The organism is Mesorhizobium sp. M0778, assembly GCF_040320105.1.
Taxonomy (GTDB): Bacteria; Pseudomonadota; Alphaproteobacteria; order Rhizobiales; family Rhizobiaceae; genus Mesorhizobium.
The window spans coordinates 142,246-161,932 of the sequence record NZ_JAMYPA010000011.1; the positions used below are offsets into that span (position 1 = coordinate 142,246).

Consider the following 19,687-nt stretch of genomic DNA (forward strand, 5'->3'; position numbering starts at 1 on the left):
ATGACCACGCCGAGATTTCTTTCCGTCGGCGTCGACACCGTCGCACCGGAACTTGGCGCACCCGCGCCGGATCGCCTGATTTCGGGCGATCCGAAATTCCGCACCTGGAATGTCGAGGAACAGGACGGCGGCCTCTATGCCGGCATTTGGGAAGCGACGCCAGGCAAATGGCGCATCGAATATGATGAATGGGAGTTCTGCCACATCCTGTCAGGGGTTTCGGTGATCGCCGAAGACGGCGGCAAGGCGCGCACCGTCAAAGCCGGCGATAGTTTCGTGCTGAGGCCGGGCTTCAAGGGGAGCTGGGAAGTGCTTGAAACGACTCGCAAGGAGTATGTGATCAAGCTTTGATCGCCTGTCGGCTGAGCCTATCGGATCGAATCCTCAAAAGCCCACGGCGAGCGTTTCCAGCCCATGGAAATGATAGCTGTCGCGAAAGCGTGGTTGTTCGGCAAGATGCAGCTGCGGCAGGCGTTCGAACAAGGTTTTCAGCGACACCTGCAATTCGAGCCGGGCGAGCGGCGCGCCGATGCAGAAATGAATGCCGGCGCCGAACGACAGGTTTTTCTGGTCGGCGCGGTCCGGCCTGAAGGCGAGGGGCTCGGTAAAGGCGACGGGATCGCGATTGGCCATGCCGAGCAGCAGACCGATCGTCTCGCCAGGGCCTACGATGATCCCAGGCCCAGCCTCGACCTCCTGATAGGCATAACGCGTGAACATGTGCAGCGGCGCGTCGAAGCGCAGGCACTCTTCGACCGTCGCGGCTGTTGCTTCCGGTGAGGCGAAGAAGCGGCGCGGGTCGCCGCCTTGCGCAAGGATCGAGCGCACCGCATTGCCGGTCTGGTGGACGGTTGCTTCATGGCCGGCATTGAGCAACAGGATCGCCGACGATACCAGCTCGTCCTCCGACAGTTTCTGGCCATCCTCCTGTGCCGCAATCAGCAGCGACAGAAGATCCTCGCCCGGCCTCTTTCGCCGCTCGGCGACGTAGCCGCGCAAAAAATTCGAAAAGTCGCGCGCGGCGCGATTGGCCGTGTCCTCCGTCTCGCGGGTGCGGCCATGCATGTACATGGCGACCATCCGATGCGACCAGTCGAGCAGCTGCGGACCCATGTCGACCCGTACGCCGAGCATCTCGGCAATGATGGTGATCGGCAAGGGAGCTGCGAACGCCGGCAGCAGGTCGACTTCCCCTGGTTCGAAACGGTCGATCAGTTCGTTGGCCAGCGCCTCGACGCGCGGCCTGAGCCGCTCGACCTGGCGCGAGACGAAGGCCCGGTTGACCAGCGTTCTGAGCCGTGTGTGGACGGGCGGTTCCAGCTCCAGCATCGAATTGGCCTCGATGCCGTCGAAGGCGCTGAGATGCGTGCGATCCTGGCCGATGCCCCGGCTGTCCGGAATGCCGGCCGGGTTCTGCCGGCCGAAGCGGCGATCGCGCAGCAGACGGTTGACGTCGTCGAAGCCGCCAAAGCACCAGAAACCAAATTCTTCCCAGAAGATGGCGCTCGATGCACCGTGCAGGTAAGCGTAGGCTTCGTAAGGGTCCTGAAAAAAAGCCGGCTCGTGCGGATCGAGCCGCAGTCGGCGGGTGGCTGGATCAAAGGCAAGGTAGGGCGGCTTCAATTCGGTCATGCCAGACCATTAGCGCATGACCCCGAAAACCGGAATCGGTTTTCGGAAAGGATCATGCGCAGATTCAAAGTGTTGGAGCGTCCTTTGCGCGTCGAAGGACGCGCGGCGCTCCAAGGCTTGCCAGTCTGGTGCCAGACCGTATGTTGGCCCTCCCGTGAGGTGAGCCACCAAAGCGGTTGTGGAAGGACGGTTTTCATGAATGTGATCGTGGTCGGTGCAGGCATTGCCGGGCTTTCCACGGCGTGGTCGCTGGTCAAGGCCGGTCACCTCGTCTCGATCGTCGAGCAGGGACCGATCCCCAATCCGCTCGCCGCCTCCGGCGACCACCATCGCATCATTCGCCGCGCCTATCGGGCCAGGACGGGCTACGGCCGGCTGATCACCAACGCCTATGAAGCCTGGGACGAAATGTGGGCCGATCTCGGCGAAAGCCATCTCGATCCGCGCGGCTTCATCTGTATTTCGCGCGAGCCGGGAGATGAGGCCGAGGAATACCGCGAAGGCATGGAAGCCGGGAACTACCCGTTCGAATTGTTCGAACCGGACGCCGCGGTCGACCGCTGGCCGTTCCTAGAACCCGGTTCATTCCGCTATGCATATTTTTCACCGGACGGTGGCGCCTTGCACTGCCGCAAGATCGCCTCGGGCCTCACCAGATGGCTGCGCGCGAACGGCGCCAATGTCTACGAAAACAGCAAGGTGGTCGAGATCGACGCCGACGCCGGACATGTCGTGCTTGCGAGGGGCGAAACGATGCAGGCCGACCGGATCGTCGTCGCTGCCGGCGCCTGGGTGCTAAAACTGTTCCCGGAGCTGGATGGCGAGCTGAAAACCTGGCGCACCGCGCTCGCCTATGTCGAGCCGCCGGTGGACCTGAAGGCAGCCTGGCAGGCAGCACCGGTTGTGCTCGACGTCGGTGGCTCCGTCGACGGCTACGTGATCCCGCCCTCCGGCGCCGCCGGCATGAAGTTCGGCTCAGGCCTGCACCGAGTACCGACCAGCGATGCCGACTGGAACCGTCAACCGGTACCGGGCGAGGGTGAGGCGATCCGCAACCTGTTTTCGCCGCCGATTGCGCGTATCGCGGAGTACAAGGTCACCGAGGTGGTCACCTGCGCCTACACCTTCACCGCCGACCAGAAATTTCTGGCCCACCAAAAGGGCAGATGCCTGGTCGTCTCGGCCTGCTCCGGCCACGGCTACAAGTTCGGCGCGGCAGTTGGCAGAAGGGTTGCGGCCTGCGTCGGCAATGGCGATGTCGACGGCCTGAAGAAATGGCTCAGGGCCGAGGCGGCCTGAGCGCCTAGTATCGGCAATGCCTCGGAATATGCACGCGCCGCCAGCTGGATGAGCCCTCCCTGACCACCACGCGGCGCGCCACTGTCTGATAAGACGCTGGAATGTCGATGATGCGCCGTTGCTCCGGCCGCACCTGCACCTCTTCGGCGACGCTCTCGTATTCGGCGGGGAGGACAACGCGCCGCCGGCGTTCCGGCTCAACCACGACGATCTCGGCCACACGTTCATAGCGCGCCTTGTGCCTGACCTTGCACAGGACCTTGCGACCATTGATGATGCGCCATTCCCAGGAATAGCCGCCGTCGTCGACCCTCACGGACCGGTAGATGGTGCGGGTGATGGCGGGCGCGATCTCGTAGCTGACGCGCGCCGGCGCGATCTGCACTACGCGCTCGCGCGTCCCGTAGATTGGCGCCTCGTATTCCACCTGCTGGCCGGCCGGACTGACGAGCACGTCCTCATAGACCGTGTCGTAGACGGCCGGCCGGTTGACCTTCTCGTAGCATTCAACCGCGCGTCCGCTGGCAGCCGTTTCGGATGCCATGCCGAGTACGGCGATGCCGGTAAGAGCCAAGGAAGCAGTTTTCCTGATCATCGCACTCCCCCTGTTTGAACTGCGTGAAGCGGGTTCAACGTTGGATTGTAGGGCAAGCCGCGGCTGGAAAAAGCGGTTTCACCGCTTTTCGTTAAGCGATGCGGTTAAGAAACTGCTAAACAACGGCCAAGCATGAGCGTCCCTTCCGGCGGCAGGAGAGGGCTGCCGGCACGGCGACGGGCGAAACTTGGTTTGGAAACCTTGATTCGACTTAACCGGATGGCTAGGAGAGGCGGCCTTGCGCTAGGGTGAGCCGGCATCCTATTTACACAATAACGATCCAGAACCGATTCTGCCCGATTGCAAATCTCCGGCGCCGGAATCCCATCCTCAAAAAGGGATAGTCCATGAAGAACCCCGTCGAAACCTACATGAACCTCGTTCCGATGGTGGTCGAACAGACCAATCGCGGCGAGCGGGCCTATGACATTTTCTCGCGGCTCCTCAAGGAGCGCATCATTTTCATCACCGGCCCGGTCGAGGACGGCATGGCGACGCTGGTCTGCGCGCAGCTGCTGTTCCTCGAGGCGGAGAATCCGAAGAAGGAAATCAACCTTTATATCAACTCGCCCGGCGGCGTCGTCACCTCCGGCATGGCGATCTACGACACCATGCAGTTCATCAAGCCTGCCGTGTCGACGCTGTGCATCGGCCAGGCCGCATCGATGGGATCGCTGCTCTTGACGGCGGGCCACAAGGACATGCGCTTTGCGACGCCGAACGCCCGCATCATGGTCCACCAGCCGTCCGGCGGCTTCCAGGGCCAGGCCTCCGATATCGAGCGCCATGCCCAGGACATCATCAAGCTGAAGCGCCGCCTCAACGAGGTTTACGTCAAGCACACCGGCAAGAGCTACGATGAGATTGAAAAAACGCTCGACCGTGACCATTTCATGACTGCCGACGAGGCCAGGGATTTCGGCCTCATCGACAAGGTCATTTCGTCACGTGAGCCGGTCGAAGGTATTGCCTTATAGGCACGCGGTGGCCCTGCGGTGGCAGTGAGTGGCGGGGATCACACGCTTTTGGCGCAGCTTGCGGCATTTCGGCCACAATTGGCTGTTCCCTCGACGGGTGCAATTGCCTACGTTAAGGCTATGTTGATTTTCGACGGCTTAGCTTTGCGTGGGGTTGTTCGAATCATTGCCCCGTTTTCCGATTTGTGTTTCGTACGGAATGCGTTGCGGGAGCCGGGGCACTGGCGGCGGCGGATTCCCGCGATAGATTGAATATGCGCCCTTTCAACCAGACCATCGGCGGGCGGCCATGAAAGGACATGAAAATGAGCAAGGTCGGCAACAACAGCGGTGATTCCAAGAACACGCTTTATTGCTCGTTTTGCGGCAAAAGCCAGCACGAAGTGCGCAAGCTGATCGCCGGGCCGACGGTGTTCATCTGCGACGAATGCGTCGAACTGTGCATGGACATCATCCGCGAGGAGAACAAGACCTCGATGGTGAAGTCGCGCGAGGGCGTGCCGACCCCGCAGGAAATCCTAAAGGTTCTCGACGACTATGTCATCGGCCAGCCCTACGCCAAGCGTGTGCTGTCGGTGGCCGTCCACAACCACTACAAGCGCCTCGCCCATGCCGGCAAGAACAACGACGTCGAGCTGGCGAAGTCGAACATCCTGCTGATCGGCCCTACCGGCTGCGGCAAGACGCTGCTGGCGCAGACGCTGGCCCGCATCATCGACGTCCCCTTCACCATGGCCGACGCGACGACGCTGACCGAGGCCGGCTATGTCGGCGAGGACGTCGAGAACATCATCCTGAAGCTGTTGCAGTCGGCCGACTACAATGTCGAGCGCGCCCAGCGCGGCATTGTCTACATCGACGAGATCGACAAGATCTCGCGCAAGTCGGACAATCCCTCGATCACCCGCGATGTGTCGGGCGAGGGCGTGCAGCAGGCACTGCTGAAGATCATGGAAGGCACTGTCGCCTCCGTGCCGCCGCAGGGCGGCCGGAAGCATCCGCAGCAGGAATTCCTGCAGGTCGACACCGCCAACATCCTGTTCATCTGCGGCGGCGCTTTCGCCGGCCTGGACAAGATCATCTCGGATCGTGGCAGGAAGACCTCGATCGGTTTCGGCGCCATCGTCGCTTCGCCCGAGGATCGGCGCACCGGCGATGTTTTCCGCCTGGTCGAGCCTGAGGATCTGTTGAAGTTCGGCCTCATTCCCGAGTTCGTCGGCCGTCTGCCTGTCCTGGCGACGCTGGAGGACCTCGACGAGCCGGCACTGATCCAGATCCTGACCGAGCCGAAGAACGCGCTGGTCAAGCAGTATCAGCGGCTGTTCGAGATGGAGAATGTTGACCTGACCTTCCACGAGAACGCGCTGTCGGCGATCGCCAAGCGCGCCATCGAGCGCAAGACCGGCGCGCGCGGCCTGCGTTCGATCATGGAAGCGATCCTCCTCGACACCATGTTCGAGCTGCCGGCGCTGGAAGGCGTGCGCGAAGTCGTTATTTCGGAAGAGGTGGTGTCAGGCAACGCCAGGCCGCTCTACATCTATTCCGAGCAGAAGGAAAAGAAGGGCAACGTCAGCGCCTGACGTGAGCCGGCAATGGATTTTTGTGAAACGGCGCCGCAGGGCGCCGTTTTGCTGTCGCACACTGCGTACGGCGCCGCGTAATGGCCGCGGATTGGAGGGACGGACCGTGTTGACCCTTGATCTTTACCCCCTGTGCCTCCAACTAATGGCAGAAGGCCGTGGTGCCGAATTCTGTGCTGTAAAACTCCCGTCACAAACGGTGGTAGGCGGAACGATCCCCGGTCGTTAATATGAGATTCGCGGTTGGCCGATTGGCGGCCGCGACATGAAAGGTTGGACAATGGCCAAATTATCCAAGGCTCCCAGCGACGGCGTCTTCGCAGTCCTCCCACTGCGCGACATCGTGGTGTTCCCGCACATGATCGTTCCGCTCTTCGTCGGGCGTGAAAAGTCGATCAAGGCGCTGGAAGAAGTGATGGGTCAGGAAAAGCAGATCCTGCTTGCGACCCAGATGAATGCCGCCGACGACGATCCGGAGCCCGATGCCATCTTTGACATCGGCACGCTCGCCAATGTGCTGCAATTGCTGAAACTGCCGGACGGCACCGTGAAGGTGCTGGTCGAAGGCGCCTCGCGCGCGAAAATCGTCGCGTTCACCGACCGTCCCGACTTCCATGAAGCCCGTGCTGCGGCGCTGGTCGAACCGGAGGAGGAAGAGGTCGAGGTCGAGGCGCTGGCCCGTTCCGTCGTCACCGACTTCGAGAACTACGTCAAGCTGAACAAGAAGATCTCGCCCGAAGTGGTGGGTGCCGCCAGCCAGATCGACGACTATTCCAAGCTCGCCGACACGGTCGCTTCGCATCTTGCCATCAAGATCCCCGAGAAGCAGGAGATGCTCGCCACGCTTTCCGTCAAGGAACGGCTGGAGAAGGCGATGGGCTTCATGGAAGCCGAAATCTCGGTGCTCCAGGTCGAGAAGCGCATCCGCTCGCGCGTCAAGCGCCAGATGGAGAAGACGCAGCGCGAATACTACCTCAACGAGCAGATGAAGGCGATCCAGAAGGAGCTCGGCGAAGGCGAGGACGGCCGCGACGAGGCCGCCGAGATCGAGGCGCGCATCAAGAAGACCAAGCTCTCCAAGGAGGCCCGCGAAAAGGCAGAAGCCGAACTGAAGAAGCTGCGGACGATGTCGCCGATGTCGGCTGAATCGACCGTCGTGCGCAACTATCTCGACTGGCTGCTGTCGATCCCGTGGGGCAGGAACTCCAAGGTCAAGCAGGATCTGGCCTTTGCCCAGAACGTGCTCGATACGGATCATTTCGGCCTCGACAAGGTCAAGGACCGCATCGTCGAATACCTCGCCGTGCAGAGCCGCCAGAAGAAGCTGAAGGGGCCGATCCTGTGCCTCGTCGGACCTCCCGGCGTCGGCAAGACCTCGCTCGGCAAGTCGATCGCCAAGGCGACCGGTCGTGAGTTCATCCGCATGGCGCTGGGCGGCGTGCGCGACGAGGCCGAGATCCGTGGTCACCGCCGCACCTATATCGGCTCGATGCCCGGCAAGGTCATCCAGTCGATGAAGAAGGCGAAGAAATCCAACCCGCTCTTCCTGCTCGACGAGATCGACAAGATGGGCCAGGATTTCCGCGGCGATCCGTCATCGGCTTTGCTCGAGGTGCTCGATCCCGAGCAGAACTCGACGTTCATGGACCATTACCTCGAGGTCGAATACGACCTGTCGAGCGTGATGTTCGTGACGACGGCGAACACGCTGAACATCCCTGCGCCCTTGATGGACCGCATGGAGATCATCCGTATCGCCGGTTACACCGAGGACGAGAAGATCGAAATCGCCAAGCGTCACCTGATGCCCAAGGTGATCCGCGACCACGCGTTGCAGCCGAAGGAGTTCTCCGTCGGCGAGGACGCGATCCGCGGCATCATCCAGACCTACACCCGTGAAGCGGGCGTCAGGAGCCTGGAGCGCGAGCTGATGAAGCTCGGGCGCAAGGCGGTGACCGAGATCCTGAAGACGAAGAAGAAGACGATCAACATCACGGCGGACAATCTTGCCGATTACCTTGGTGTTCCGCGCTTTCGCTTCGGCCAGGTCGAGAGCGACGATCAGGTCGGCGTGGTCACCGGGCTCGCCTGGACGGAAGTCGGCGGCGAGCTGTTGACGGTGGAAGGCGTCATGATGCCCGGCAAGGGCCGCATGACGGTGACCGGCAATCTGCGCGACGTGATGAAGGAATCGATCTCGGCGGCGGCCTCTTACGTCCGCTCGCGGGCCATCGATTTCGGCGTCGAGCCGCCGCTGTTCGACAAGCGCGATATCCACGTGCACGTGCCAGAAGGCGCAACGCCTAAGGACGGACCGTCGGCTGGCGTGGCGATGGCGACGGCGATCGTCTCGGTGTTGACCGGTATCCCGGTCAAGGCCGATGTGGCGATGACCGGCGAGATCACGCTGCGCGGCAGGGTGCTGCCGATCGGCGGCCTTAAGGAAAAGCTGCTTGCCGCACTGCGCGGCGGCATCAAGAAGGTGCTGATCCCGGAAGAGAACGCCAAGGATCTGGCGGAGATTCCGGAGAACGTGAAGAGCGGCATGGAGATCATTCCGGTCTCACGCGTTGGCGAAGTGTTGCGCCATGCGCTGGTGCGCATGCCGGAACCGATCCAGTGGGTCGAACCCGTCAATGCGCCGGCCGTGGTCGATGTCGGAGACGAGGCTGGTAAATCGCTGGCGCATTAGTTCTTGCTAAAGTTGCAATGCACAAAGAGAGAGCCGGGCCTTGAGCCCGGCTTTTTCATGTGAAGAACCCCGGATTTCCGGGCTTTTTTCGACTTTCTTGGCGCTTTTCGACTTGGTTGGCGGAGCGCTTCTTTCTAAAGTCCGTTTCCTGCCGGATGAGTCGAGTGTTCCGGTTTTCTCATGGAAGGGAATTTTTATGAACAAGAACGAACTGGTGTCCGCTGTCGCCGATGCCGCGAGTATTTCGAAGGGTGACGCGCAGTCGGCGGTTGATGCGGTGTTTTCCGTCATCACCGGCGAACTGAAAAAGGGCGGCGATGTCCGGCTTGTCGGCTTCGGAAATTTCACCGTGTCAAAACGCGCCGCGTCGACCGGCCGCAATCCGCAGACCGGTGCGGAAGTGAAGATCCCGGCGCGCACCGTGCCGAAGTTCTCGGCCGGCAAGGGCCTCAAGGACGCGGTCAACTAAGCGCCCTCCTAAAGTCTTTCAGAGAAAAGAAAAGCCGGCATATCCGGTTTTTCTTTTCTGTGCCCGCAGGTCGTTGGAAAGGCGGCGCTATGCCGTCGGCGCATCCGTGCGCATCAAGCCTTCTTTCTTGAGATCGGCCCACAGCGCCGATGGCAGTTTTGTGTCGAGCAGCGAGCGATTGCTTTCGACTTCGCCCGGCCGCTGGCCGCCCGGGACTACCGACACGACCGAAGGATGCAGCAGCGGGAACTGCAGTGCCGCCTCGATCAGGCGCACGCCGTGGCGCTTGCAGACGGCCTCGATGCGGGTGACGCGGTCGATGATATCCTGCGGCGCCTCCGAATAATTGTAGTAGGCGCCGGGCTTCGGCCCGGTTGCCAGGATGCCGGAATTGTACGGCCCGCCGAGAACGATGCCGATGCCGCGTTGCTGGCATAGAGGCAGGAAAGACTGCAGCGCCTCCTGCTCCAGCAGCGTATAGCGCCCGGCAAGCAGGAACAGGTCGAAATCGCCGCGCTCGGCCAGCGTCTGGGCAACCGGCCACTCATTGATGCCGCCGCCGAACGCCTTGATCACGCCCTGGTCGCGCAGTGCCAGCAATCCATAGTAGCCCGAGCTCATGAATTCCTGGATGCGCTGGTCCGAGGCTTCCTTGCTGCCATGGGTGAAGATGTCGACATCGTGCACGAAGAGGATGTCGATGCGGTCGACGCCGAGCCGTTCCAGCGAGGCTTCGAACGAGCGCATGACGCCGTCATAGCTGTAGTCGTAGACCTCGCGGCGCGACGGCGTGTCGAAGAACTTGCCGATGCCGGTGCGCTGTTCCGGCGGGCAGGCGCGCATGATGCGCCCGACCTTGCTCGACAGCACGTAGTCGTCGCGCCTCTTCGAACGCAGGAACGGATTAAGCCGCGTTTCTGCGAGGCCGAGCCCATAGAGCGGTGCTGTGTCGTAGTAGCGGCAGCCGACCCGCCATGCCGCCTCCAGCGTGGCATTGGCATCCTCATCGGACACGGCGCGATAGAGATTGCCGAGCGGCGCGGTGCCGAAGCCGAGCTCGGTGAAGTTGATGCCGCCATTGCCGATGCGGTCGAAATGCCGTGTCTTCATATGCTGTCGTTTCCTCATTTGCGATTTGCCGTGACACTATCACGGCTGTAGCGCATCAAAAGCACTGCGTGCCGTTGGACACCAATTTTCGCGGTGATAGCATGAATGAAAACAAGCTGTTCGGGGCAAATGTGACTGAGATGTTCATGTGGTTCTCCGGTACCTGCAAGCTGGTGCAAATGTCATGACGGACGACGGCGAAAACCTGTTTGGGATTGCGCTGAGCGAGCTTGGCACCGTGCTGGAGCGTATCAACGAAAGCCGCATTGACGCGGCTTGCGCCATCTTGGCCGGCGCGAAAAAGATCGTCACCTATGGCTGCGGCCGCGAGGCGCTGCAGGTCCAGGGTTTTGCCATGCGGCTCTACCATCTCGGTCTGCCGGTGTCGGTCGTCGGCGACATGACCACGCCGCCGCTGGGCGCGGGCGATGTCTTCCTCGCCAGCTCCGGCCCGGGCGAGACATCGACGGTGCTGACCTTGATGCGGGTCGCGCGCGAGGCCGGTGCCGTCGTCCTGCTGCTCACCGCGCAAGCCGACAGCACTGCCGCGAAGCTGGCCGACTTCACGCTGCTTATCCCGGCTCAGACCATGGCCGACGACCAGGGTCCGGAAAAGACATCCGTCCTGCCGATGGGCTCGGTGTTCGAAGGCGCGCTGTTCGTCCTCTTCGAAGTGATGGTGCTGAAGCTCAGGGATCTGACCGGCGTCTCGCCGGAAGCGATGCGCGCCCGCCACACCAATATGGAGTAGGTGTCATGCGCTACGAACTGATGCTGCCGCACCAGATCCGCAAGGCGATCGCCGAGAACCGGCCGGTCGTGTTGCCGCTCGGTGTGCTCGAATATCACGGCGAGCACATGGCCGTCGGCATGGACACGCTGGCCGTGGTCAAGAGCCTGGAACTGTTCGAAACGGAGGCCGAAATCGTCATTCTGCCGCCCTTCTATTACGGCGCGGCAAGCTATGCCGTTGCGGCGCCGGAAGGCAGCGGCTCGGTGCAGGTCGGCGGCAATGTGCTGGCGCCATTTGCGGAAGAATTGTTCTACAGCTTGCTGCGCATTGGCTTCCGCAACATCCACGCCATCATTCACCACCAAACCGAGAATTTTGCTGCCGGCATGCCAACCGATCTCGCCTTCAAGGGCGCCGGCCGACAAGCGATCTTCCGCTTCCTGGAGAAAGAACGCGGCGAAGGCTGGTGGGGCTCTGCGGCGATGGCTGACTATTATGCCGAGCACGCCGAGGGCAGCAATTTCTTCAACTGGGTACAGGTGCATCCGCTGATGCCGGCTTCAATGCACAGCCAGTACCCGTTCGACCATGCCGGCACCGGCGAGACGTCACTGATGCTGGCGCTGTGCCCGGAAGCGGTGGATGCCGGCCGCTTCGCCGACAACACCGGCTGGTACACGGCAAGTGCGCCCGAAGCCTCGGCGGAACTGGGGCAAAAAGGGGTTGCCATGATCCTCGATCATTTGCGGGCAACACTTTTGGGTTAGTGCGGTTTTTCCTTCTCCCGGCGCAGTTATTTCACCGCGCCCGCGGTCATGCCCATGATCAGGTAACGCTCGAGCGCGATCCCGATGACGGCGAGCGGTGTGATGGCCGCGGTGGCAAGCGCTGCCATCGACCACCAGTTGATGCCTTGTGAGCCGGTCTGGCTCGCCACCATGACAGGAATGGTCTTGGCATCGGTCGAGGTCAAAAGCGCGGCGAAGAAATACTCGTTCCAGCACAGCACCATCGCCAGGATGAAGGCGGCGACCATGCCCGGCAGCGCGATCGGCATGACAATGCGCAAGAAGGCGCCCCAGATCGACAGGCCATCGACGAGTGCTGCCTCCTCCAGCTCGACAGGGATCGAATTGAACTGGTCGCGCATGATCCAGATGACGATCGGCAGCACCATCAGCGTGTAGAGCAGGATCAGCCCGACGCGCGTGTCGAGCAGGCCGACTTCCCGGTAGAGCACGAGGAAGGGCAGGGCCAGTACCACCGGCGGCAGGATCAGCTGCGACAGGAAGAAGAAGGAAATGTCCTCGTTCCTGAACCAGGCGAACTTGTAACGATAGCGGGTCAGCCCATAGGCGGCGAGGCTGCCGATGACGATGGCCAGGGTCGACGCGCCGACCGAAGTGATGACCGAATTCATGAAGCGCTTGATGAATTCGTCGCGCACCGTCGACGTCCGAAAGATCGAGTCCGGCGACAGGCCAAGCGAACGCCAGCCCTTCCAGTCGGGTTTGAAATCGACGAACGGGATCAGATGGCCCTGGGTGACGTCGACCGCGGTCTTGAACGAGGTGGTTATCGTCCAATAGATTGGGAACAGGCAGATGAAGGCCCAGAAGATGAGGGCACCGTAGATGAAGACGCGGTTGGCGAAGAACGCCGCCGGCGAGCGGATTTCGGAGGCGGCAAAGTCGGTGGTTTGAACGCTCATCTTGCCGGCCCGATCAGTTGACGTTGCGCACGAAGCGGCTGGCGAATTTCAGCAGCCAGGTCACGAAGACAATGATGATGACCAAATAGGCCATCGCCAGCATCGTGCCGTAGCCGACATTCGAGCGGTCGCGATATTCGCGGTAGATGAAGCTCGACACCGAATCAGTCGCGCCGCCCGGGCCGCCGGAGGTGACAGTGATGATGATATCGGCGAGCTTCAGCTTGAAGATGATGCGCAGGATGACCGCCGTCACCGACACCGGCAGCATCAGCGGGAAGGTGACTTGCCAGAAAGTCTGCCAGGCGGTGGCGCCATCGACACGCGCCGCCTCGAGCACCTCGCGCGACATCGCCTGCAGGCCGGCGAGCAGCATGATCATCATGAACGGGATGAACGTCCAGGCATCGAGCACCATGATCGAAATGCGGGCGGTGATCGGATTGGAGAAGAAGGCCGGGTTTTCCCAGCCGAGATGCCGCGCCAGCGTTGCGGCGGGCCCGAAGCGGTATTCCATCAGCGACTTGCCGATCATCCACGACACAGCCACCGGCGACAGCATCAGGGGCATGAGGAAGACGACGCGGAAGAATTTTCGCGCCCGGATCTGCGCGTTGAGCAGCAGCGCCAGGCCAAAGGCGATGACATATTCGACGAACACGGCCAGCACGTAGAGCACCATGTTGAACAGGGCGTTGCGATAATAGGCGTCGTTCAGCATCTGCCAGAAATTGTCGAGCCCGTTGAACTGCCGGCCGCTGAAGGAACTGAGGTTCCAGTCGGTCAGCGCGATGTAGAAGCCGAACAATGTCGGGAAGATCACCATGGCAATGGTGAACAGCAGCGCCGGCAGCAGGAACAACGCGCGCTGGCCATTCTCGCCGCGCGTCAGCACCTGGCCGATGCCGAGCGCGACACCCCACAGCACATAGGCGTAGACCACCGGCCGCCACGTCTCGAAGCCGATAGTGTCGACATCGCTCTTGTAAAGGATCTGCAGCGCAATCACCGCCAGAAGGCCTAGCGTTGCAGCAGCCATCAGCGCCCAGCCAAGCCGTTTGCGGCTCCGCGGTATCAGGTCGGATGGCACGGCGCCTGCCGGCCATTCACTTGTCGACAGAGTCTGGTCAGCCAGGGTCCGGTCAGCCACGCGTCTTGCCCGTTCACAGGAGGCTCGATGACCGGCCGAGCCGGTCGAGGCCAAGTCGGTCAAGGGGAGGTCCGGCGGCTGTACGCCGCCGGACCAAGTTTCACTATCTCAACCTACATGCCGAGTGAGGCCTTGTAGAGCTTGATCTGGTTGTCGCGGCCGATCTGGTCGGTCAGCTTCTCCCAGGCGGCTGCGATGGCGTCGGCGCCTTCCTGCGCCTTCATCTTGCCGGCAAAGGTGTTGGCCAAAATGTCCTCGGCGGCGCTGTAATACTGGAAGATGCCGGGGATACGCGGCTCGATCGCCGCGTTCGGATGGTTGTAGCTGTCGGCTTCCGACTTCAGATACGAGGTGATGAACGCCTCGTCGTAGCCCGCCGCCACCCATTCCGGAATGTTGAAATGCGAGTTGCGATAGGGCTGGAAACCCGACGGATAGGCCGCGCACCAGAGCGACAGGTCCTTGCCGCCGAGATGGGCGGCGGCAGACCAGGCCGCCTTCTTCTTCTTTTCGTCGCCGTCGACGCGGGCCATGACATAGACGCCCCAGCCGAGATAGGCGCAGTTCGGCGCATGGTTCGGCCCGCTGGCGAGCTTGTCCCACTGGCCGGTCTTGGAGTTGTAGACATCGTCCGAGCCCGGCAGGATCGAGAAGCCGGTGATGTCGCCGACGACCGAGGAATCGTTGGTCTTGACGTTCGAACCGACGTCGCCCCACCAGGTGACCATCGAACCGGTGCCTGCCAGGAATTGCTGGAAGGCGGTGGTATTCGGGTCGGCGTTGATCTGGTCGGCAGGTTCGGAGGGCAGGGCATCGATGACGTCCTGGATCGCCCGCACCCATGCCGGATTGTTGACGCGCGGCTTCATCGTGTCGGCATCGAACAGCCATGCCTTGTCATCGGGATGCTTGGCGTAGGCGCTGGCGCGGCTGCCGAGGAAATAGAAGCCGAAACCGCCCCAGGGCTTGGGCGCATCGAGGTAGCCAAAGACATCCTGGCCGTTCACCTGCTTGCCCTTGAGGAATTTCGTCACCGCCTGCACCTGCTGCCAGGTCTTCGGCACGCCCCATTCGCCTTCTCCGCCGCCGTCCTTCCAGGCTTTGGCGAGGTCGGCATCGGCGAACACGTCGGTGCGGTAGTTGAAGTTATGCGCGTCGCCGTCAACGGTGACGCGATATTGCTTGCCGTCCCAGGTGCCGACCGGCGGCTGCAGATAGGCCACGACGTCCTTCATGTCGATCTGGTCCTTGACCCAGTCCGGCATCTCGGAGGTGAGACCCTTGCCGCAGACGTCGCCTTCGAACGGTGCTCCCATTTCGATGATGTCGAAATCGACGGTGCCGGTCGCAATCGACTGCTGCAGGCGGGCGTTGTAGTCAGCCTGCGCCAGGTCGATCCAGTTGATCTTGGCGCCGGTATAGGTCTCCCACGGCTTCAGGAAGCCGCGAAACAGCACATTGTGCAGGTTCTGATTGTTGAGGCCCATGAAGGTGAGTTCGACACCGGCGAATTCGCCTTCCTTGACATTGGCCTTGGTGGCGCCCAGGCAAAGCTCGCCGACCTGCTGGAAATCGGCATCGGTCGGCTGACCCTTGCCGACGCCCGGGATCTGCAGGATCTGCGCGCGCAGGTCATCGGCGGCCGCAGCCGGGCGCGTCAGGGCACCAAGTCCGGCGCTTGAGGCCGCGGCGAGGGCGGCCATGCTGGCCGCTCCCTTCAGCACGTCGCGGCGGGTGGCCCCGGCGCGGACAAGTTGGTTATAAAGGCTGACTTTCATCTCGTTCCTCCCAGAAGATCAATCGTGAATTGGTTCAGATGGTGGAGCGCCGATTATGTTCCCCAACGACAGCGACTCCCGTAAATAGCGGCCCGAATTCTCCCTCCCGCGACGCCTCGCATTGAGTGCCGGACAAGCGTACCGGTGCGCCCGTAACAGGGTCATAAGCCGGGCACTGTCACTATTCGCACAACGAAGTGCGGTGTCAACGTGAATGGGTTTTTTATCTATAAGAGACCGACTTGCCCTCGCCGTTTGCGTTGTTTAGCTTCACGGCAACTGAAGGGGGAATGATGGCTCAAGTCGCGATCCGCAATGTGGCCAAGGCGTTCGGAACCGTCAAGGTTCTGCACGATGTCAGCGTCGACATCGCCGACGGACAGTTCGTGGTGCTGGTCGGGCCTTCCGGCTGCGGCAAGTCCACGCTGCTGAGGATGGTGGCCGGGCTGGAAACGGTTTCCGGCGGCACCATCGCCATCGGCGAGCGCGTCGTCAACCATTTGCCGCCGGCCAAGCGCGACATCGCCATGGTGTTCCAGAACTACGCGCTCTATCCGCACAAGACGGTCGAGCAGAACATGGCCTTTGCTCTCAAGCTGCGCAAAACTGATCCGGCGGTGGTCACTGAGCGGGTCAAGCGCGCCGCCGACATCCTCGACCTCAACCCCTACCTCAAGCGCTATCCGCGCCAGCTCTCGGGTGGCCAGCGCCAGCGCGTCGCCATGGGTCGCGCCATCGTGCGCAACCCGCAGGTGTTCCTGTTCGACGAGCCGCTCTCCAATCTCGATGCCAAGCTGCGTGTCCAGATGCGCACCGAGATCAAGGAACTGCACCAACGACTGAAGACCACCACCATCTACGTCACCCACGACCAGATCGAGGCCATGACCATGGCCGACAAGATCGTGGTGATGCGCGACGGTCGCATCGAACAGGTCGGCGCGCCGCTGGAATTGTTCGACCGGCCGGCCAATCTGTTTGTCGCCGGCTTCATCGGCTCGCCCTCGATGAACCTGCTCAAGGGCGTCGTGCGCAAGGGCGACAAGCCCGTCGTCGAGATCGCCGGGACGCCGTTCCCGATCGCATCGAGCAATACCGTGGAAGATGGCCGCAATGTCGTCTACGGCGTGCGGCCCGAGCATCTCGAAATCCATCCAGATGGTGTCCCAGCGAAGATTTCGGTGGTCGAGCCGACCGGTTCCGAGACTCTCGTGTTCCTGCGCTTCGGCGAGGGCGAGATGGTGGCGCTGTTCCGTGAACGCCACGAGTTCAAGCCGGGCGACACACTGCACCTGAAACCGCGGCTCGACCAGGTGCATCTCTTCGACGCAGAGACCGGCAAGCGGCTCTGATTTCGCCCCAGCAAACCTCGCGAGGAATACCATGCTCAAAGGACTCAATCCCCTGCTCAATGCCGATGTGCTGCAGGCGCTGCGGGCGATGGGACACGGCGACGATCTGATTATCGCCGACACCAATTTCCCGTCCGATTCGGTGGCGCGCCAGACCGTGCTTGGCAAGCTGCTGCGCATCGACGCATCGGCAGCGGAGGTCGTCAAGGCGGTGCTGTCGCTTTATCCGCTGGACACCTTCGTCGACGATGCCGCCGCGCGCATGGAGATCGTCGGCAAGCCGGACGAGATTCCCGCCGTGCAGCAGGAAGTGCAAAAAGAGATCGATGCCGCCGAGGGCAAGGCCTGGCCGATGATCTCGGTCGAGCGCTATGCCTTCTACGAACGCGCCAAGAAGGCCTATTGCGTCATCCAGACCGGCGAGCGCCGCTTCTATGGCTGCTTCGCATTCCGCAAGGGCGTCGTGCCGCCGGATGCGGAGTAGCGACATGCCGGGCAGACCGATCGTTATGAAGCCTGTTGTCATATTGGGCGTCTTCGTCGCCGACACGGCCTACCGCGCCGCCCGCCAGCCGCGCATCGGCGAGACGATCCTGGGCACGTCCTTCACGCTCGGCCCCGGCGGCAAGGGCTCCAACCAGGCGGTGGCGGCCGGCCGGCTCGGCGCCGACGTCACCTTTCTGACCCGCCTCGGCGTCGATCCCTTTGCCGAGATGGCGAGACAGACCTGGAACGCGGCCGGCGTGAAGAGCGCTGTCATCGACACACCGGAAAGCTACACCGGTGCCGCCTATATCTTCATCGAGGAGACGAGCGGCAACAACGCCATTATCGTCAGTCCCGGTGCGGCCATGCTGATTTCGCCCGCCGATATCGAGGCAAATGCCGAACTGATCCGCGCGGCCGGGGTCTTCGTCAGCCAGCTCGAACAGCCGATCGAGGCGGCGATGCGGGCGCTGGAGATCGCGCGTGGGGCAGGGGTGACCACCATCCTCAACCCGGCGCCGGCGGCAAAGCTTCCAGACCGCATCTATACGCTTTGCGACTATGTCACGCCGAACGAAACCGAGGCCGAGGAACTGACCGGCATCAAGGTGTCCTCGATCGACGATGCCCGCCGTGCCGCCGACAGCCTGCTCGAGAAGGGCGTTGGCACGGTCATCGTGACGCTCGGCGAAAAGGGTGCGCTGCTGCACACTGCCGATCGTTCCGAGCATGTCGCAGCGGTCGCCGCCGGCCCGGTGGTCGAGACCACAGGCGCTGGCGACGCCTTCAACGGCGGCCTGGCTGCCGCGCTGTCGAGGGGGATCGAACCTCTGGAAGCGGTGCGCTTCGCCTGCGCCGTCGCCGGCATCTCGGTGACGCGCCCGGGCACCGCGCCGTCCATGCCGACGCTGCAGGAAGTCGAGGCGCTGCTCGCCGAGGGGTGAAGCCCGGCACTGCGGGATGAGACTGTAAGCGGGAGCGAATGGGTTAGACCCGACTCTTGTCCGAGAAGCTATTGTCTTCTGGCTCGACCACAAACAGGCGGGCAGGTCGATGGATGAGGATCAATGCCAGAATTCGAAAGGAATGGACCTAGACTGGGTCACGAAGAAGATGATTTTTGACAAATCAACGTCGACATTTCTCCGACATCAAGGGGACGTGACCCCAAAGGAGAAATGGCGCGAGTGACGGGGCTCGAACCCGCGACCTCCGGCGTGACAGGCCGGCACTCTAACCAACTGAGCTACACCCGCGCATGGACGAGCACGTGTCAGCCGTGTTCGTCGTTGGGGCGGTGGATAAGGGGTAACCCACCGGGTGTCAAGCGGACCCGGACAGCATAACAGCAAACAGGAGAAGGTTTTTTGACAAGCCGAACTTTGTTGCCGAAACCGGCTCCCGGCCAAGCCACTCGCCGCTCATTTGGCCTTGCGAAGCCGGCCCTAACTGCTTAAAGGTCCGGCCCGGGGCGGGCGATTAGCTCAGTTGGTAGAGCGCTTCGTTTACACCGAAGATGTCGGCGGTTCGAGCCCGTCATCGCCCACCATTTTCCTCGATGTGTTCAGTTTGGGCTACACCGCTCAAGCTGATCGCCCAGGTGAGACGCGTCCGACCACTGTGCTACTCGGACTTTGGTCTGATTCAAACTGTCTTTCCGCAGGGACTTAAGTCTGATCTGCTTGCCTCTCATGAGGGAAACGATTGCCGAAAGCTACAACTTGCAGTATCTCAATTGCGTATGGGCATGGGCGGGAGCGAAAATATTCCTGGATGGCTTGCGAGTCATCTTCCGGACGATCCCGTGATCGCAGGAGATCTCGCGGATAAGATATCGAAGGAAGCTGAAAAAAACCGGCTTCCAGGCGAACGGGTTGTGAAGACAACCCGTAACGAAGAAGACACCTTCAAGAAAGAACAAGTCGAAGCTTATCCCGACGCCGCGGTTGCAGGAGTCTTTGCCAGCGGTTCATTCCTCGCCCTGTTGGTATTAGCCATTTATCTGCTTTATGTGCTCTCGATTGTGGCCGGGGGAACGGTCGTGGATGTTCCCTTGCCGCCCATACTGAACTAGTAGACGCTCCGCCAACACTCGGATTAGCCCCGCACCGTGTTGATGCTGG

18 protein-coding genes and 2 tRNA genes are annotated in these 19,687 nt (G+C 61.8%); 13 read left to right on the top strand and 7 right to left on the bottom strand.

Annotated features, from left to right (window positions below; genetic code table 11):
* Positions 1-351: a cupin domain-containing protein gene (locus NKI22_RS17690; protein ID WP_352640074.1), complete on the top strand. Its 351-nt coding sequence runs from the start codon at positions 1-3 to the stop codon at positions 349-351.
* 33 nt (positions 352-384) lie between these two features.
* Here the strand turns inward: NKI22_RS17690 and NKI22_RS17695 are convergent, their stop codons facing one another.
* Positions 385-1,632 (bottom strand): cytochrome P450, encoded by a 1,248-nt coding sequence (locus NKI22_RS17695; protein ID WP_023717326.1) that lies wholly within the window; start codon positions 1,630-1,632, stop codon positions 385-387.
* Positions 1,633-1,827: 195 nt separating this feature from the next.
* Here NKI22_RS17695 and NKI22_RS17700 point away from each other — a divergent pair, with 195 nt between their 5' ends.
* Complete coding sequence (locus NKI22_RS17700) at positions 1,828-2,931, top strand: NAD(P)/FAD-dependent oxidoreductase (protein WP_352640075.1); 1,104 nt, start codon at positions 1,828-1,830, stop codon at positions 2,929-2,931.
* Positions 2,932-2,935: 4 nt separating this feature from the next.
* Here the strand turns inward: NKI22_RS17700 and NKI22_RS17705 are convergent, their stop codons facing one another.
* On the bottom strand, positions 2,936-3,526 hold the full coding sequence (locus NKI22_RS17705; RefSeq protein ID WP_352481202.1) for a hypothetical protein: 591 nt from the start codon (positions 3,524-3,526) through the stop codon (positions 2,936-2,938).
* Positions 3,527-3,873: 347 nt separating this feature from the next.
* Between NKI22_RS17705 and NKI22_RS17710 the strand changes: the two genes are divergently transcribed.
* From NKI22_RS17710 to NKI22_RS17725, 4 genes are all read left to right on the top strand, one after another.
* Positions 3,874-4,503: an ATP-dependent Clp protease proteolytic subunit gene (locus NKI22_RS17710; RefSeq protein ID WP_023674655.1), complete on the top strand. Its 630-nt coding sequence runs from the start codon at positions 3,874-3,876 to the stop codon at positions 4,501-4,503.
* Between the two features lie 305 nt (positions 4,504-4,808).
* Positions 4,809-6,083 (top strand): ATP-dependent Clp protease ATP-binding subunit ClpX, encoded by a 1,275-nt coding sequence (gene clpX / locus NKI22_RS17715; RefSeq protein WP_006332719.1) that lies wholly within the window; start codon positions 4,809-4,811, stop codon positions 6,081-6,083.
* 280 nt (positions 6,084-6,363) lie between these two features.
* Positions 6,364-8,775, top strand: coding sequence for an endopeptidase La (lon, locus tag NKI22_RS17720; RefSeq protein WP_023674656.1), 2,412 nt, complete (start codon positions 6,364-6,366; stop codon positions 8,773-8,775).
* A 196-nt stretch (positions 8,776-8,971) separates the two neighbouring features.
* Positions 8,972-9,244: an HU family DNA-binding protein gene (locus NKI22_RS17725; protein ID WP_006201846.1), complete on the top strand. Its 273-nt coding sequence runs from the start codon at positions 8,972-8,974 to the stop codon at positions 9,242-9,244.
* An 87-nt stretch (positions 9,245-9,331) separates the two neighbouring features.
* Here NKI22_RS17725 and NKI22_RS17730 read toward each other — a convergent pair whose 3' ends face one another.
* Positions 9,332-10,354: an aldo/keto reductase gene (locus NKI22_RS17730; protein WP_352587757.1), complete on the bottom strand. Its 1,023-nt coding sequence runs from the start codon at positions 10,352-10,354 to the stop codon at positions 9,332-9,334.
* A 184-nt stretch (positions 10,355-10,538) separates the two neighbouring features.
* Between NKI22_RS17730 and NKI22_RS17735 the strand changes: the two genes are divergently transcribed.
* The gene (locus tag NKI22_RS17735; protein ID WP_023717330.1) at positions 10,539-11,105 is read left to right on the top strand and encodes an SIS domain-containing protein; all 567 of its coding nucleotides are present in this window, start codon (positions 10,539-10,541) and stop codon (positions 11,103-11,105) included.
* A 5-nt stretch (positions 11,106-11,110) separates the two neighbouring features.
* Complete coding sequence (locus NKI22_RS17740) at positions 11,111-11,854, top strand: creatininase family protein (RefSeq protein ID WP_352481199.1); 744 nt, start codon at positions 11,111-11,113, stop codon at positions 11,852-11,854.
* A 26-nt stretch (positions 11,855-11,880) separates the two neighbouring features.
* On the opposite strand, the gene NKI22_RS17745 is transcribed toward NKI22_RS17740, so the two are convergent.
* From NKI22_RS17745 to NKI22_RS17755, 3 genes are all read right to left on the bottom strand, one after another.
* Positions 11,881-12,798, bottom strand: a complete 918-nt coding sequence (locus NKI22_RS17745; protein ID WP_352456619.1) for a carbohydrate ABC transporter permease — start codon at positions 12,796-12,798, stop codon at positions 11,881-11,883.
* A 13-nt stretch (positions 12,799-12,811) separates the two neighbouring features.
* Complete coding sequence (locus tag NKI22_RS17750; protein ID WP_352640092.1) at positions 12,812-13,933, bottom strand: carbohydrate ABC transporter permease; 1,122 nt, start codon at positions 13,931-13,933, stop codon at positions 12,812-12,814.
* Between the two features lie 128 nt (positions 13,934-14,061).
* Positions 14,062-15,726 carry an ABC transporter substrate-binding protein gene (locus NKI22_RS17755; RefSeq protein WP_023717335.1) on the bottom strand — a complete coding sequence of 555 codons (1,665 nt, stop codon included), beginning with the start codon at positions 15,724-15,726 and terminating at the stop codon, positions 14,062-14,064.
* A gap of 293 nt (positions 15,727-16,019) precedes the next feature.
* Here NKI22_RS17755 and NKI22_RS17760 point away from each other — a divergent pair, with 293 nt between their 5' ends.
* The 3 genes from NKI22_RS17760 to rbsK are packed head-to-tail and all read left to right on the top strand — an operon-like array spanning position 16,020 to position 18,508.
* Positions 16,020-17,078, top strand: a complete 1,059-nt coding sequence (locus NKI22_RS17760; protein ID WP_352640079.1) for an ABC transporter ATP-binding protein — start codon at positions 16,020-16,022, stop codon at positions 17,076-17,078.
* 31 nt (positions 17,079-17,109) lie between these two features.
* Positions 17,110-17,562, top strand: a complete 453-nt coding sequence (locus NKI22_RS17765; RefSeq protein WP_352640080.1) for an RbsD/FucU family protein — start codon at positions 17,110-17,112, stop codon at positions 17,560-17,562.
* 4 nt (positions 17,563-17,566) lie between these two features.
* Entirely contained in the window at positions 17,567-18,508 is a 942-nt protein-coding gene (gene rbsK / locus NKI22_RS17770) for a ribokinase (protein WP_352640081.1), read from the top strand.
* 235 nt (positions 18,509-18,743) lie between these two features.
* Here the strand turns inward: rbsK and NKI22_RS17775 are convergent.
* Positions 18,744-18,820 (bottom strand) — tRNA-Asp (locus NKI22_RS17775).
* Between the two features lie 217 nt (positions 18,821-19,037).
* Between NKI22_RS17775 and NKI22_RS17780 the strand changes: the two genes are divergently transcribed.
* Positions 19,038-19,113 (top strand) — tRNA-Val (locus NKI22_RS17780).
* A 198-nt stretch (positions 19,114-19,311) separates the two neighbouring features.
* The gene (locus tag NKI22_RS17785; RefSeq protein ID WP_352515772.1) at positions 19,312-19,638 is read left to right on the top strand and encodes a hypothetical protein; all 327 of its coding nucleotides are present in this window, start codon (positions 19,312-19,314) and stop codon (positions 19,636-19,638) included.
* Positions 19,639-19,687: the final 49 nt, after the last annotated feature.

Excerpts from the sequence above, each read along its gene's own strand:
- NKI22_RS17690 (WP_352640074.1), top strand. The coding sequence starts at position 1 with ATGACCACGCCGAGATTTCTTTCCGTCGGCGTCGACACCGTCGCACCG.
- NKI22_RS17695 (WP_023717326.1), bottom strand. The coding sequence starts at position 1,632 with ATGACCGAATTGAAGCCGCCCTACCTTGCCTTTGATCCAGCCACCCGC.
- NKI22_RS17700 (WP_352640075.1), top strand. The coding sequence starts at position 1,828 with ATGAATGTGATCGTGGTCGGTGCAGGCATTGCCGGGCTTTCCACGGCG.
- NKI22_RS17705 (WP_352481202.1), bottom strand. The coding sequence starts at position 3,526 with ATGATCAGGAAAACTGCTTCCTTGGCTCTTACCGGCATCGCCGTACTC.
- NKI22_RS17710 (WP_023674655.1), top strand. The coding sequence starts at position 3,874 with ATGAAGAACCCCGTCGAAACCTACATGAACCTCGTTCCGATGGTGGTC.
- clpX (WP_006332719.1), top strand. The coding sequence starts at position 4,809 with ATGAGCAAGGTCGGCAACAACAGCGGTGATTCCAAGAACACGCTTTAT.
- lon (WP_023674656.1), top strand. The coding sequence starts at position 6,364 with ATGGCCAAATTATCCAAGGCTCCCAGCGACGGCGTCTTCGCAGTCCTC.
- NKI22_RS17725 (WP_006201846.1), top strand. The coding sequence starts at position 8,972 with ATGAACAAGAACGAACTGGTGTCCGCTGTCGCCGATGCCGCGAGTATT.
- NKI22_RS17730 (WP_352587757.1), bottom strand. The coding sequence starts at position 10,354 with ATGAAGACACGGCATTTCGACCGCATCGGCAATGGCGGCATCAACTTC.
- NKI22_RS17735 (WP_023717330.1), top strand. The coding sequence starts at position 10,539 with ATGACGGACGACGGCGAAAACCTGTTTGGGATTGCGCTGAGCGAGCTT.
- NKI22_RS17740 (WP_352481199.1), top strand. The coding sequence starts at position 11,111 with ATGCGCTACGAACTGATGCTGCCGCACCAGATCCGCAAGGCGATCGCC.
- NKI22_RS17745 (WP_352456619.1), bottom strand. The coding sequence starts at position 12,798 with ATGAGCGTTCAAACCACCGACTTTGCCGCCTCCGAAATCCGCTCGCCG.
- NKI22_RS17755 (WP_023717335.1), bottom strand. The coding sequence starts at position 15,726 with ATGAAAGTCAGCCTTTATAACCAACTTGTCCGCGCCGGGGCCACCCGC.
- NKI22_RS17760 (WP_352640079.1), top strand. The coding sequence starts at position 16,020 with ATGGCTCAAGTCGCGATCCGCAATGTGGCCAAGGCGTTCGGAACCGTC.
- NKI22_RS17765 (WP_352640080.1), top strand. The coding sequence starts at position 17,110 with ATGCTCAAAGGACTCAATCCCCTGCTCAATGCCGATGTGCTGCAGGCG.
- rbsK (WP_352640081.1), top strand. The coding sequence starts at position 17,567 with ATGCCGGGCAGACCGATCGTTATGAAGCCTGTTGTCATATTGGGCGTC.
- NKI22_RS17785 (WP_352515772.1), top strand. The coding sequence starts at position 19,312 with ATGGGCGGGAGCGAAAATATTCCTGGATGGCTTGCGAGTCATCTTCCG.